7 protein-coding genes and 1 pseudogene are annotated in these 14284 nt (G+C 68.1%); 2 read left to right on the forward strand and 6 right to left on the reverse strand.

Features of this window, described 5'->3' with window-relative positions:
- Both AB0L95_RS40865 and AB0L95_RS40870 read right to left on the reverse strand, forming a co-directional pair.
- Nucleotides 1-731: IS630 family transposase (locus tag AB0L95_RS40865; protein WP_365171582.1), on the reverse strand; the 731-nt coding region annotated here is incomplete at its 3' end.
- Between the two features lie 111 nt (nt 732-842).
- Complete coding sequence (locus AB0L95_RS40870) at nt 843-1358, reverse strand: DinB family protein (protein WP_365171584.1); 516 nt, start codon at nt 1356-1358, stop codon at nt 843-845.
- 230 nt (nt 1359-1588) lie between these two features.
- Between AB0L95_RS40870 and AB0L95_RS40875 the strand changes: the two genes are divergently transcribed.
- Both AB0L95_RS40875 and AB0L95_RS40880 read left to right on the forward strand, forming a co-directional pair.
- Nucleotides 1589-2593, forward strand: coding sequence for a helix-turn-helix domain-containing protein (locus AB0L95_RS40875; protein WP_365171586.1), 1005 nt, complete (start codon nt 1589-1591; stop codon nt 2591-2593).
- 774 nt (nt 2594-3367) lie between these two features.
- Entirely contained in the window at nt 3368-7012 is a 3645-nt protein-coding gene (locus tag AB0L95_RS40880) for a S8 family peptidase (RefSeq protein WP_365171588.1), read from the forward strand.
- An 899-nt stretch (nt 7013-7911) separates the two neighbouring features.
- Here the strand turns inward: AB0L95_RS40880 and AB0L95_RS40885 are convergent.
- The 4 genes and pseudogenes from AB0L95_RS40885 to AB0L95_RS40900 form a co-directional block, all read right to left on the reverse strand.
- Nucleotides 7912-8244 carry a hypothetical protein gene (locus tag AB0L95_RS40885; protein ID WP_365171590.1) on the reverse strand — a complete coding sequence of 111 codons (333 nt, stop codon included), beginning with the start codon at nt 8242-8244 and terminating at the stop codon, nt 7912-7914.
- A pseudogene (locus AB0L95_RS40890) lies at nt 8241-9298 on the reverse strand (IS256 family transposase). The gene AB0L95_RS40885 and the pseudogene AB0L95_RS40890 overlap by 4 nt, the downstream one beginning before the upstream one ends.
- Nucleotides 9299-9836: 538 nt before the next feature.
- Nucleotides 9837-11891 carry a SpoIIE family protein phosphatase gene (locus AB0L95_RS40895; protein ID WP_365171592.1) on the reverse strand — a complete coding sequence of 685 codons (2055 nt, stop codon included), beginning with the start codon at nt 11889-11891 and terminating at the stop codon, nt 9837-9839.
- 1215 nt (nt 11892-13106) lie between these two features.
- Nucleotides 13107-13763, reverse strand: coding sequence for a DUF4328 domain-containing protein (locus tag AB0L95_RS40900; protein ID WP_365171594.1), 657 nt, complete (start codon nt 13761-13763; stop codon nt 13107-13109).
- Between the last annotated feature and the right edge of the window lie 521 nt (nt 13764-14284).

Genomic DNA, 14284 nt, shown 5'->3' on the forward strand with positions numbered 1-14284 from the left:
GTGGAGAGGTTGTCCAGCACGATATGGATTTCCTTCCCCGTATGCGGCTTGACGGCCTTCTTCAGGAAGGCCAGGAAGGTCGCGCCGTTCCGGTTCGGTCTGCACTCGCCCAGCACTTCACCGGTCGTGACGTTCAGCGCGGCGAACAGATTCGTGGTGCCGTGCCGCACGTAGTCGTGGGTGCGCTTCTCGGTGGCGGCGAAGGTCACCGGCAGTACTGGCTGGGTCCGGTCCAGGGCCTGCACCTGCGTCTTCTCGTCGATCGACAGCACCACGGCGCCTCCGGGCGGGTCCAGGTACAGCCCGACGATGTCGGCGACCCTTTCCGCGAAGGCCGGGTCCTTCGACAGTTTGAAGGTGCCCGACCGATGCGGCTTGAGGTTCTCTTCGCGCCAGATGCGGGCGACATAGTGGAAGGAGACCTTGATGCCCTCGGTCCGTCTCAGGTAAGCGGCCAGCGTTCGCGTCGACCAGTGCGACAGGCCCGATTCCGGCGGCGGGCTCATCCTGGTCAGTGCGATCACCCGGCCGCGGGTCTGCGGCGGCACCTGGTCTTTCCCACCGCCGCGCTTCTTTTCCACCAGGCCCCCCAGGCCGTGCTCGGCGTACCGGGTCTTGGTGCGGTCCACCGTCCGCGCGGACACGCCGGCCAGTTCGGCGATGTCCTTACGGCGGCGGCCCTCACCGGCCCACAACACGATGCGGGCCCGAAGGGCCACGTCCGCCGTCACGTGCCGGTCTGCCGCCAACGTCCGTAATTCCGCGGCCTGTTCCGAAGAGAGGTTCATGCACTACCCAACGAGTCAAAGAGCTTCAGGTGACACAAACCAGATCACGCGACACTAGTAGTATCCCTTTACTCCGTCGAGCAGTTCCCGCACGATGTCCGCGTGCCCTGCATGCCGTCCAGTCTCCTCGATGAGGTGGATGAGCATCCAACGGAGGTTGGCCTTGCCAGCGTAGTGCCCAGAGTGGCGACCGACGTCGTCCAGGGAGGCTGCTGCCACGATCTCATTGCTTCGGGCGCACTGCGTCTCGTAATCCGCGAGCAGCTGCTTCAACGTGACGCCGTCGGTGCGCCAGTTGGCGTCGTCGTCCGTCTCGTCAAAGGACGGGTTCTGCCTCTCGTCTCCACCAAGGAACAGCACCTCCAACCAAAGGTGCTCGACCCATCGCATATGGCTGATGAGCCCGGCCACAGTCATCGCTGGCGAGGTCGGGATGACGGAGCGGTGCGCATCCACCTCGCTGAGGCCCTCGCACTTCCATCGCAGGATCTGCCGCTGGAGATCCAGCCAGCCAAGCAGCGCGGTGCGCTCGTCGGCCTGAAACGGGGGACGTTCAAGTGAAGGAGCCATGCTGGCGGACACTATCGTGTCGCCAGGATTTCAGCGACGCGCAGCACTGAGCTCCTCACCCTGAACCAAGCCCCGGCCTCGCATCAGACACATGATCCGCCGGACAGGCCCTAACCACCCGCTGTCCACGGCCAGGGGGAACTTCATTCGCGTCGGTCCGCACGGACACGGACACCTCCTCTGTAATACGATATTCAACTGCCGAAGCCGAGGATCCGTGGAGGGCGTCCGTGGTGCTAGAGGTCGCCGGCGTCTCTCACGAGGAGGAGGCCGCCTACCGGCTGCTCGTCACGTCCGGCCGGGCCACCGCACAGGACCTGGCCCAGCGTGCCGGTCTTCCCCACGCCGACGCCGTGCGGATTCTCGACGCACTGGCCTCCAAGGGCCTGGCAAGTCATACGGATGGCACACCCCGGGTGTTCCGGGCCGCTCCCCCGGACGTGGCACTGCTGCCCCGGCTCAAGCGCAGCGCCGATGCGCTGGAGCTGGCCCGGTTCGAGGCCGCCCGTCTGGTCGAGTCCTACCGGGACACCATGCGCAGGCACGACGCCGGCCAGTTGCTCGAGGTCATCACCGGGGCGGAGGCCCTGCGTCAGCACCTGAGGCAGATCCAGTCCGGCGTGCAGGACGAGATGCTCTGGTTCTGCAAGGCCCAGTATGTGGCCATGCCGTCAGGCAGCAACGCCGAGGAGTTCCAGGCGCTGGCCCGGGGCGTACGCTACCGGGTGCTGTACGAAAAGGCGTTCTTCGACGACGAAGGAGCCGTGGACAACGTGGTGGCAGGCGTGCAGGCCGGGGAGGTCGCCCGGGCCGTGCCACACCTGCCGCTGCGCCTCGCGATCGCCGATCGATCCGTCGCCGTCTTCCCCCTCGTGGCGGGTGGGCCGCACGGCAGCCCGGAGGAGCCCACCACCGCACTGGTCAGGGACAGCAATCTGCTCGCGGCTCTGATCGCCCTGTTCGAGCGCTACTGGGAGGACGCCGTCCCCCTGAACGTCGACGGCGCCGGCGCCATCTCAGGGACGGACGGAGCCGGGCCGTCCGATGCGCTCTCCCCCACCGACCGCAAGGTGTTGTCCCTGCTGGTGGCCGGAGTCGCCGACAAGGCGATCGCCTCACAGATCGGGCTGAGCCGGCGTACCGTCCAGCGCCGCATTCAGGGCATGATGGAGCGCGCAGGCGCGGCGACCCGCATGCAACTCGCCTGGCAGGCCGCACGCCGCGGATGGCTGTGAGCCGGCCGTCCGGGGGGTGAGCACGAGCCACGGTCGCCACCGCAGCGTCAATGGGCGCCGCAACCCGGGCGCTTGCGTAGCAGGTGGACGACGAGCTCTTCCAGCGCTTCGGGGATGTCGTTCCGCAAGAGGCACAGCGGTACGGGTCTCCACCGCGAGTTCCGGCACCGAGATCACCGGCAAGGTCACGGACGTGGCGGAGGCGAACTGACGCCCCTGCTTCAACGCGCAGGACCGCAAACCGACTTCGGACACCCATCCTCGATCACTCTGACATCGGCGCCGCCGCTACATGGAACAGACCCGACAGGTGACACACCGTCACCACGCTTGACGTGCAATCCGTCGTCGTACTGACCACGTGGCCCCTCCGGGGGAGAAAAGCACCTAATTCACGACAATCCCCGGCGTGCTGACAGTATGGCGGGCGGCACACAGGCGGAGGCTGTCGTAGTTGGAACATGTCACAGTTGCGACACCCGAGGTCAGTGACAGGTCGAGCTTCATCAACGGATGCTTTCGCACAGCTTTTGCCCCTCCAGCTGTACGAGAGGTGTCTCACTGATGTCTAGAATCCGCCCAACGGCGGCTATATCAACGGGATTGTTGCTGGTCGCCGGAGCTGTGCCGGCCGCATTCGCAGGGCAGTCGGCAGCGACCGGGACCCCCGCTCGTCCCGCTGCCGTATCGGGGACCGCCTCCGCGACCGTGCGGCTGGTCACCGGCGACCGGGTGACCGTCACGACGCTGCCCGGTGGACGACACACCGCGTCAGTGCAGCCCGGACCCGGGCGCGAGCACATCCCCTTCCAGACGCTGGAGGGGGACGACAAACAGTTGACCGTGATGCCGTTCGACGCCGAGGCGCTGGTGTCGGCCGGCACCCTGGACCGGCGACTGTTCAATGTGACGGCGCTGATCGCCGAGGGCTACGACGAGGCGCACACCTCCGCGCTGCCCTTGATCGTCTCCTCTCAGCCGGAACCGTCACGGGAGGGGGCCAGGGTCACCGCACAGGCAGCGAAGACGGCCGCGGCCACTGCCGACCGACTGGTGGCGCTCAACACGGCCACGACGCCCTCCCGCCGACTGGACAGCATCCACGCGCGGTCGATGCGGGTCTCCGACCACGACCTGGGCAAGTTCTGGAAGACGCTCACCCCCCGTGGAGCGTCGGACACCGCCCGCACCACGGTCACCCCGCGCATCTCGCTGGACGGCAAGGTGAAGGCCCTGCTGGACCGGAGCACCGCGCAGATCAACGCCCCCACCGCCTGGAAGGCCGGCTACGAAGGCCAGGGCGTCAAGGTGGCCGTGCTGGACACCGGTGTCGATGCCGGTCACCCCGACCTCGCCGGCCGCATCGCGGAGGCCAAGGACTTCTCCGGCAGTGGGAACACCGACGACCACTTCGGCCACGGCACGCATGTCGCCTCGATCGTCGGCGGGACCGGTGCCGCGTCCGACGGTGCCAGACGCGGTGTCGCTCCCAAGGCCGACCTGCTCATCGGCAAGGTACTGGACGACAACGGCTACGGCGACGAATCGGGCATCATCGCCGGCATGGAGTGGGCGACCGCCGAGCACGCCAAAATCGTCAACATGAGCCTCGGAGCGGACGAGCAGACCGACGGCACCGACCCGCTCAGCCAGGCCGTCGACAACCTGACCGCCTCCACCGGCACGCTCTTCGTCGTTGCGGCGGGCAACTCGGGCCCGGGCCAGTACACCGTCGGCACCCCGGGCGCAGCCGATGCCGCGCTGACCGTGGGCGCCGTCGACCGCGACGACTCCCTCGCCTCCTTCTCCAGCCGCGGCCCACGCTTCGGCGACGACGCGGTCAAGCCCGACGTGACCGCCCCCGGCGTGGGCATCGTCGCCGCCCGCGCGGCCGGCACCACCCTGGGCGACCCGATCGACGCCAACTACGTAGCGCTGTCCGGGACCTCCATGGCCACCCCGCACGTCGCCGGCGCCGCCGCGCTGCTGGCCCAGCAGCACCCGGATTGGAGCGCCCAGCAGCTCAAGGACACCCTGATCAGCACCGCGCACACGGTGCCCGGCACCAAGGTGACCGAGCAGGGCGGCGGCCGCATCGACGTGGCCGCGGCCATGGGCCCGGTCACGGCCACCGGCTCCGTCACCCTCGCCCCGCTGACAACCGGTGGCACGCAGCGGCAGCAGCAGGCGGCCACCCTTCACTACACCAACGCCGGCGATCACCCGCTGACCCTCTCTCTGGCCGTCAACCTGGCCACCGAGACCGGGCACGCGATCCCCGACGGAGTGGTCAGCCTCGAGTCCAGCACCGTGCAACTGGCGCCCGGGGCCACCGCCGACGTGCCGCTGCACACCGACACGACGCACGCCGTCCGCGGAAAGTTCTACGGATACGTCACCGCGAAGTCTGCCGACGGCACCGTGCTCGCCCACACCACCGTCTCCCTCGTGGTGCACGCCCCCCAGCACCGGCTGACCGTGGTCTACCGTGACCGCAACGGCCAGGTCGTGCCCGGCACACTGCCGACCATCTGGGGACCCGACGGGTTCGTGGACTACACGGACCGCGATGCCGGAGTCGCCGTCGTGGAAGAGGGCACGTACAACGTCAACGCCGGTTTCTACGACCGGACCGATGACGGCGAAGAGGTGGGCCAGATCGTCGACCCCGAGGTGAAGGTCACCAAGGACATGACGGTGACACTGAACGCCGCCGATGCCACCGAGGTGAAGATCCGCACGCCGCGCCCCGCTGAGCAGCACGGCGTTCTCAGCACCAACTTCTACCGTCAGATCAACGGTCATGGCCTGCTCCAGGGCGCCATGTTCTTCGACACCGTCAAGCGGCTCTATGTCAGCCCCACTGCTCCGGTCACCGACGGTGCCTTCGAGTTCTCGTCGCGCTGGCAGATGACGGCACCGCAACTGCGGGCCAAGGTCTCGGGCGGCGCGCAGCAGTTCGCGCCGTACTACCAGGCGACCTCCCCGGTCTTCGGGGACCAGGGCGCGCGGCTGCCCGCTGTGGCCGCCGGCCTGGCGGCGGCGCCCGACTTCCGCGAGGCGCACGGCAAGCTGGCCGTCGTACGGGACGACAACTCCGCCTGGTTCGACCGACGGGCTCTCGCGCAGGCCGCGGCGGCCGCGGGAGCCAAGGCGCTGCTTCTGGTGCAGCCCGAAGGTTTCTCCGACTGGACCCGGTGGCAGCCGAACGGTGACCGGATGGCCCTGCCCACCATGCAGACCTCCTGGAAGAACGGGACGGCTCTGCTGGACCGCATGGCGAAGGGCGCCACAACGGTGGAGTTCTCCGGCACGGTCCGCAGCCCGTACCTGTACGACGTGATGCAGGTCTCGAAGGGCTCCATTCCCAAGCAGGTGGTCTACACCGTCTCGGACCGGAACAGCGCGGAGGTCCGCAGTACGTACACCCGCACCGGTGCAACGGACTGGGAGAGCGAGCAGCGTTTCGCGTGGCGGCCGTTCCAGGACACCGCGTGGGACCAGTACAGCCGCTACGTTCCGGTGGGTCAGGAACGCGTCGAGTACGTGAGCGCCGGAGACACGCTGTGGCAGCACGTCGTACACCACAACGTCGTCTTCGACCCCGACTTCCCGCTGGGGGCCGGCATGCACGACGCACCGCACACCTACCAGCCCGGCCGGCGCGCCACGGAGCGGTGGTTCGGAGCAGTGGTCCGCCCGTCGATCCCGCACGGTGAGGTCCTGCCGTCGGTGCGCAACGGCGACACTCTGTCGGTGTACGTTCCGGACTTCAACGACTCCGGCGCCGACCACTGGTCGTTCGCGGAGAGCGACCCCTTCGGCGGAATTGGCGGCGGCGTCGGCGTCGGCACGGCTTCCGTGAACGACACGTCCAAGGCAGTGCTGTACCGGAACGGCGAGCAGATCTCCACGTCCGACGACGGCGCGTGGGGCAACTTCGAGGTGCCCGCGGGCAACGCCGAGTACCGGCTTGACCTGACCACAGCCCGCGTCTCGGCCGACTGGCGCTACGCCACCGGCACCCACACGTCCTGGACGTTCCGCTCGGACACCGCGGCCGAAGCGACCCTGCTGCCGCTGCTCCAGCTCGACTACGACGTACCGGTCGACGCACACAACGCGGTCGGCCCGGCGCGCACGCACGCCCTCGGCCTGACCGTCCGCATGCAGGACGGCATGGCAGCCCCCCGTGGGGCGACGCTGAAGGTCGAAGCGTCGTACGACGACGGGAAGAGCTGGACCACCGCGCGCGCCGCGCGGCACGGTGGCGGCGGACAGTTCACCGCCACCGTGGAACGGCCGTCGAGCGTGCACGGCGACGCGTATGTAACGCTGCGGGTCACCGCCACGGACGCCGCCGGCAACAGTGTGCAGCAGACCGTGAACCGCGCTTACCTACACCACGGGACCGCATGAGCCGCCGGGGACGCTGACGCGGACTGATCCGGCTGAACCGCGGCGGGTGCCAGGGCCTTTAGGGCCCTGGCACCCGCCGTGAGTACGGCGCTGTCGATGTCGGCGCGGACGGGAAGGGTCTGTGGCCTGGTCATTGGACGGTTAGGCTGCGGCTCATCGTCCGCGACGTCGACATGCCCACCATAGTTCGGGGGATTGATGGCCTCGTCGTCACCGGCGACTACGAATCAGCCCTTCGCCCTCTCGGAGCGGAGGACGACCAAGACGGCTGAGTCGATCTACGAGTACCGGAACGCTCGGATGGCCAGGCGCAGGGACCCCATCGCGGCCGGCTCGGCTTCTTCAGCCCGAGGGATATGCCGACCAGTCCGCCCGCTGGCACGCCGAGCCAGGGACCAGATAGACGGCAGGTGGAACACCCTGACCACCACTGGAGTACGAAGGGCAGTAGAGCAATCCGGAGAATAGGCAGCGCCCTCCGATCTAAATGATCAAGAACAGATATTCACGGATGCAGAGGTGGCAGCTTTCGGCGTTTCCCGCCGCCGCGGCCCTTCCTGAGCGCCTCGCCGGCTCTCGCTACCAGCACGGTCCCGCCAAGCGTGGAGGCGGCGGAAGAGATGGCGAGGATCAAACCGAGTGGCTGTCGGTCCGCGGGGAGAGACCCAATCCCATGGAGCAGTTGGCCCAGACCGATCGCGATAGAGCCCCACCCCGCACGGGTGTCCGCACGTCTGCGCTGCTGCCGCCGGACAAACCATGCACCGAATGTCACCAAGACCAATCCGCTGGTGCCCAGGAACACCGCGTTGAACATCCCCCACCCCCAGAGCAAGCCTACCGATCCCCGCCCCCTCGAAAGGAGGGAGAGTAGATGTCAATTCCTGTGGATCGCTGGGTTAGGACAACGGGTTGGCGCCTTCGATGACCTGCCACCCGGAGGCCAGGGTGCCCGACTTGAGATGCGGGACGCCCTCTCCTCGGAGCGTCACGAAGGCGGTGAGGCCAGTGTCGAGTTTGGCCACTCGATACCCATAGACGACGGCCTGCGTCAGCGTCAGGTCGATCGCTTGGGCCGAACCGCTGAGCCGGTTGAAGCTGGCACCGCGACGAACCGGTCCCCGCAGGCAGCGCACACTGACAGTGGCCTGTTCAAGGGATGCGACGATGACCCGGTCAATCTGCAGTTCTACGCTGCTACGACGGCCGCCGGGGCCGGAGTTCTCGCTCACGCGGCTGCCCCCTCTCGCTCGGCCAGGACGCCGTTCTCGAACCGGGCACCCGCGCGGACCAGGGGAACGAGGTGGGCGCCGATGATCGCACGCCAGCGGGCCTGGGCGGACCCGACGAGCTTGAACACCATCGCGAGGGCGAACGTCTCGATCGCCTTCCCGGCGTGGGCCCGGCCCCCAGCGTTGTAGATCTCCTGCATCGCCTTCGTCGCGCCAGGCTGAGCGGACTTCGGCAGGGCGTTCGTGACATTTCGCGCCTTGTGGACCCAGCAGCGCTGGTGGCGGGCACCGGGGAACACCTCGACCAGTGCGCTCCACAGTCCCATCGCGCCGTCACCGACGACCAGTTCGGGGTCACGCATGCCGCGTCGGCGACAGTCGTGCAGCAGGTCGGCCCACGACTCGGCGGACTCGCGCAGGCCCCCGGCCAGGGCGACCAGCTCCTTGGTGCCGTCCAGGCGGACGCCGAGCAGGACCAGGACACAGGAGCGAGCCTGTCCGAGCCGGACCTTGGGGTGCACGCCGTCGGCCCACACGTAGACGTAGTCGGTCTGGGACAGGTCGCAGTCCTGGAAGGCGGCGCGATCGTCCTGCCACTGCCTGGTCAGCCGGGTCACCGTGGCCGGTGACAGGCCGGCCGCGGGGCCGAGGAACTGCTCCAGCGCGGGCACGAAGTCCCCGGAGGACAGTCCGTGCGGATAGAGCAGGGGCAGCACTTCGGAGACCTTCGGGAACTTGCGGCACCACGGCGGCAGGATCTCCGAAGAGAACCGTTTGCGCTCGCCGGTGGCTCGTCGACACGGCGGTCGTTCACGCGCGGAGTTCGGACCTCGACCGGCTCGGCCGCGGTGACCGCGGTCCGGGGCAGGTGGTGGCCGTTGCGGACCACCAGCCGCCGCCCGTGATCGTCGGCCTCAGCCGCCAACTCGGTTATGTACTGGTTGACTTGCGCCTCCAAAGCGGCGGCCGACATGCGGCGGGCGCCCTCGCGGACGATCTCGTCGCTCAAGGAGCCGGACTGGGTGGAACCGTAGTCGGTGACTACGCTGAACACGGGTGTGCCTTCCCGACCCGCGCTGCGAACGCGGGCCTACTCGGTGACCATCACAGGATCATCCGGGAAGGTACGCCTTCCGCGTGCCCTCCTGGAACCGATCCACAAGTCCTGAGCATTCTCGCTGGACCGGCTGACGGGCAGCCGCACTCTCGCCGCCTGGCACCACAACCAAGACACCGACGAAGTCCTGTGGCAACTCCCCCACCAACCTGCCTCAAGTCACCCCTCGCCGGCCCTCATCGGCGTCACTCATCGGGATCGTGAAGCTCAGGTCGAGAAATAGACATCACTCAAGAAGAACAACAGACTCCACCCATCCGTACTATCTCCGGATGCGGGGACGCCTCGACGGATCAACGGTCCATGGCCCTTACACAAGCCGTTCCAACCTCCCCGCGCGTGAGGAGCAGCAGCTCACCGGTCAGACGCGCGTACGCCTTGCAGACGGGACACCAGTCCTCGCGCACGGCGGCCGGGGCGACGAGGACGGTGGGCCGGGCTCCCTGGGCTACAGCGGTTCTCCCCCGCAGGCCGTTCATGCCGCCAGCGAGACGGGGATGTCTTGCTCGGTCCAGATGCATTTGCCGTCGCGGAGATAGCGGGCGCCCCAGCGTCTGGAAAGGGCGGCGACGAGTTGCAGGCCGCGGCCACCCTCGTCGGTGTAGGCGGCATGGCGGATGCGCGGGGTGCTGAGGCTGCCGTCGTAGACCTCGCAAGTCAGGGAGCGGCTGCGCAGCAGGCGCAGACGGATGGGGCCCCTGGCGTGCCGGATCACGTTGCCCATCAGCTCGCTGGCCAGCAGCTCGGTGGTAGTCGCGAGATCGTCCAGTCCCCAGGCGGCGAGTTGCTCGCGGACAAATTCGCGGGCCTGTCCCGCCGCGCGGGGATCCTCCGGGAGGATACAAGAGGCGACATCACCGGCGTCGCTGGCCCGCGTGTGGGCGATCAGCAGCGCTGCGTCGTCGCTCGTCCGGCCATGTTCGGGCAGCAGGGCCGAGACCACCGTGTCGCACAGGTCGTCGAGGTGCCGGACGTCGTCGACCTCATCCCGCACCGTGAAGGTGGACACCGCATACTGGGCGAGGATCTGTTGCAGACGGGCCAGTCCTTGGTCGACATCCTGGGTGGCGGATTCGAGAAGCCCGTCGGTGCACAAGACCAGCAGGCTCTCCTCGGGCAGAAGCAGTTGGTGCGTTTCGAACGGTGGCTCGGCGGCCCCGAGCGGCGGGTCGGCGACCAGGTCGGGCCTGTGGACGGTGCCATCGGGATGGACGATGACTGGCGGGGGATGACCGGCCAGGGAGAACGAGCATATCCGGGTGATCGGATCGAAGACGGCGTACAGGCAGGTGGCGTAGCGGTCCTCGCCCAGCTCGCTGACCAGGTCATTGAGACGGCTGAGCAGCTCGGCAGGTGGTATGTCCAGGTCGGCAAGGGTACGCACCGCGGTGCGCAGCTGCCCCATGGTGGCCGCTTCGGGAATGCCGTGGCCCATGACGTCGCCGATCACCATGACGACCCTGTCCGCGGACAGCGGGATCACGTCGTACCAGTCGCCACCGACTTGCCCGCCCCGGCCCGCGGGCAGGTAGCGTGCGGCGGCGCAAGCGGCAGGCAGGCGGGGCAGCGTCCGGGGAAGCAAGCCACGCTGCAGCCCCTGTGCCTGGGCGTGCTCCACGTCGTACAACCGGGCCCGCTCCAGCGACTGCCCGGCCAGACCACTCAACGCGGTCAGCAGCGTGCGCTCCTCGTCGCTGAAGGAACGCGGCTGGACGAAAGACACCAAACACATGCCGATGGAGTGCCCGGAGGCGATCAGGGGCAGGAACGCCCACGCGTTCTTCTGGGCCGGTGACGGGATATGCTCCAGCGCTGGATAGCGCTGGCAGTACTCTGCGGCTGATTCGATGAACCGGGGAGTACCAGTCCCCAACACGTCGGAAGCCACGGGGTAGTCGGCTACCGGGATTCCGTCGAGCAGGCTGAGAAATTCCTGTGTGTATCCGGCGGAGCCGACCACACGCTGTCGACCGCCTTCGAAGACCCAGAATATGAGCCCGTCGGCGCCGAATGGGGGCAGGACGTGCGCCGCGACGGCCTGTACGACTTCCTGGGAGGTGAGGGCCTCGGCGAGTGCCGAGGTCAACTTGCCCATCCGGACCGTCTGCTCAGAGCCGGCCGCCGAACCACGGACGGGCAGCCTGCCAGGCAGTTCCTCCAGGCACGCTGCGGCCCATCCCGCCACCGCATGCAGAAAGGATCGCTTCACCTCATCCGGCTCGCCGGCCCCTGCCATGATCACGGACAGCACACCTATCGGGCCATCGGCACCGAGGAGGGGCACCGCCGCCGTGCCGACTGCCCCAATGCCCAGGCTGTCCCCTCCCACCCAGGCATAGCTACCGCGTCGCAGGGCGCGTACGGGCGCCGCGTCCTGCTCATCGGAAAGATCCGCCCACGCCTCGGCGCTCTCCGCGGCCAACCCGCTGGCCGCAACCAGATGCAGTCGGCGAGCAGCGGGATCGCACCAGTGCAGGAACGCGCCCCGGCCGTCCAGGCACTCCGTGGCCTTGAGGGCCAGCGTCAGCATCTCCGCACCTCGCAGCGCTTTGCACGAGGCGGGCGGAATACCCTGCCCGGGCTGCTGGGGGTGACTCCCGGCTTTGGCTGTCGCAGGTGCCAACTCGCCTCCTACTCACTCCTGAGTCACGGATCTGCACACATGGTGACGGACAGAGTGCAAATCAGACAAATATCCCCTAAATACACTACCTTGCCGTCGGTCCATGACCGTCTGGGCGCGTTCTCCCTTGAGCTACCTCACGGTTGGTGATCATGCGGTGGCGAAGTACTGCGCCAGTCAGAATCTAAGGGCAGTCCAGTGAGAAGGGCGTGCGGGGGTGGCGGAGAAGCCGCTCCTGGCCGGCAGGCGGGAGTTCGCCGCCCTCTCCGGGGTAAAGCCGACGCAGGTCACGCAGTGGGTGGCGCGAGACGCGCTGAACTACGAGCGCGGTGATCGTGTCGGGGTCACCGCGCTGACTGCTGTCGTTCGTACGCGGGTTCGGGCAGATGACATCACGGCCCCAGGGAGCTGGACCAGGACACCCTGATCGAAGCCGCGCCGGAGATCCAGGCGAAGTCCCGCACCGTGATGTGGGCGGTCGTGCCGCAGGTCGAGGCGGCGCTGCGACAGGGCCGCTACGCCGGACCCGGCTCCGTGATCGTCCCGTGCGGGCGCGCCGCGAAGGCCCTCTGCCGCGTATATATCGGCAGGCCAGGTGCTCCGACTGGCCAAAGCGCTCAAGCGGCAACCCAACGCCTAGGTGCGCTGTCCGGGGACGTTGGTGACGGGCGAAAATCCGCGGGGCGGCCGAGTCGTGCCGGTAGCCGTTGAGGCTGCGGACGAGACCCTCGGCCGTTGCCTCCTGCCGGCCCACCGCAGGCCAGCGACAGCGGCCAGGGTCCCAGGGGCGGGCGGGATCCACAGCAGGGTGCCTGCGGGGAAGTGCTTCGTGCCGCGCTGGATGTCGAGGCTGCTCTCGCCGTGCGCGGTCTCGCGCCACGTTGGCCACCAGGCACCAGGCCAGCAGCCCGTCCGGCCGTTCGGGCAGGTCACGCCATGTGATGCGAGTATGGATCTTGTAGACCATGCCATTGTTGACCTGCCGGTCGTCCGGGTACCCCGGGCACGACCCGGGGTATGAGCGGAGCGATTAAGCCCCCCTGCTCCTGTCGGTGAGTTCATGTCGACGCACCGAGCCGTGATCCATCATCCAAACGATCTTTGAAATCGGACCCCAGGTGCCTACGACGCCGGGGCCGTCTGCACGGCTTGCTTCAGCATGCCGCTGAGCTGCCAGACGACGGCGGCGGACAGGGCGGCAGCGCAGACGTACAGGAGATCGCTTTCCATGACTTGCTGCAACACCTGGTTGGTCTGGCCGGCAGTGTGTGCGTGCTTCAGCGCGTACAGGGCGTCGGCGCCCGTGGCGCCCGCGGCGAGGACGGAGAGCCACCAGAAGGTGAGCAGGGGATGGCCGCGCTCGCGCCGCGACGCCGGCCGGGCGGCGGCCCACAGGTCGTTGACGAACATCTTCAGCACGAACACATCGGCAACGGGGACCACCCAGCCGAAGAACAACCAGGCACGGCTGCGACGCTGCCCCTCGGGCCAGACCAGCTCCGCGAGGTCGCGCATGCGGGACATCCAGACGCTGAAGACCAGCAGCGTCACGAGGGTGGCGCCGTTCCACCAGCCCGTCAGATTTCCGAACCACATGTCGGCGTTGAGCAGCGGCAGCGTCTCGCTGCCGTCCGGCTGAGCCGGCAGTGGCGGTGCGTACAACACCTGGTACTTGTGCCAGGCCGCTACCCCCGCCGCCGCAGTCAGCACCGCGTACGCGGCGAGCACGCCGCACGTCCATCGAGTCAGCCCGCCCAGCGCCCCTGCCGCCCTGCCCACCCCACACCTCCTGGAAGCCGCCTGTTGGGAACTTCCCGCAGGTCGGCGGGGGATCTTAACTGCACGGGGATGCAGAAGTCACGGGCCCGCACACCGAGCTGTGACAACCCGGTCGGTGGGCCAGTCGCCCACGGCGGCGATGATTCGGCCGTCACCAGATACGACCGCCGCCTCCGCCGTCCTTGCACTCACAGCCGCTGCCACGATCACAGTCGACCCTGCCGGACCGGTCCGGCTCGTCCCGCTGAGCTGTCCTGAACTCGTCCGGCTTCTCCGGGCGTTCGTCCTCGCACCACCCGTCCGGCAAGCGGAACACGTCCTGCACTGGATGGCCTGGCGCCGCCACCATCAAGCCGTCGCGCAAGCCTGCCACCAGCGCCGACACAAACTTCAGGACCAGCCATGATCGGAGCTACAGCTGCCGTGACTGACATTGATATTGGTACGCGGGTTTCGGTGGTGGTGACTCTGGCACGGACTCAAGGCTCTGCCGGACTGTCCTCTGAGTTGTTCTGTCCGGC

Source organism: Streptomyces sp. NPDC052036 (assembly GCF_040680495.1).
Taxonomy (GTDB): Bacteria; Actinomycetota; Actinomycetes; order Streptomycetales; family Streptomycetaceae; genus Streptomyces.